The sequence below is a fragment of the Acidiplasma aeolicum genome (assembly GCF_001402945.1).
Classification (GTDB): Archaea; Thermoplasmatota; Thermoplasmata; order Thermoplasmatales; family Thermoplasmataceae; genus Acidiplasma; species Acidiplasma aeolicum.
Genome location: NZ_LKBG01000212.1, coordinates 1 through 561 on the forward strand (window position 1 = coordinate 1; position 561 = coordinate 561).

Sequence of the window (561 nt, forward strand, 5' to 3'; positions counted from 1 at the left end):
CGCTCTCCCTTAAAATATCATATTCTTCCTCCAATAAATCACCTGTTTATCATAAATTATGAATATATAAAATATTTCAATTAGAATTTTTTAATTCATTTTTTATTTTCTCAATGGATTCTGGATTTTCGAGACCGGTAATATCACCAGAAATATCTCCCTTTGATAGTATTTCGCGTAATAGCCTTCTCATAATTTTCCCGGACCTTGTTTTTGGCATTTCAGATATTATGTATATTTTTCCGGGAATGGCAAATTTTCCTATTGAATCATTAATTACATTTTTTATCCGGTTTTTTATCTCATTGTAATCCACGGTTCTATTATTAAGCGTGATAAAAGCCGCAGGAATAAGGCCCTTTATTTCATCATCTATGCCTATAACGGCAGCATCGGATATTTCCGGTATCGACATTATGCTGTTTTCCATTTCCATTGTAGATAATCTGTGCCCCGCAACATTTATTACATCATCCGTGCGGCCAAGTACCCAAATATGGTTGTATTCATCCTCCACAGCCTCATCATAATTGGAGTAATAACCATTGAATACAGAAAAAT

Annotated in this window: 1 protein-coding gene; it reads right to left on the bottom strand. The window is 33.7% G+C overall.

Features of this window, described 5'->3' with window-relative positions:
• Positions 1 to 76: 76 nt before the first annotated feature.
• The coding region (locus AOG54_RS04650) for an AMP-binding enzyme (RefSeq protein ID WP_449222428.1) at positions 77 to 561 on the bottom strand (485 nt) is incomplete at its 5' end.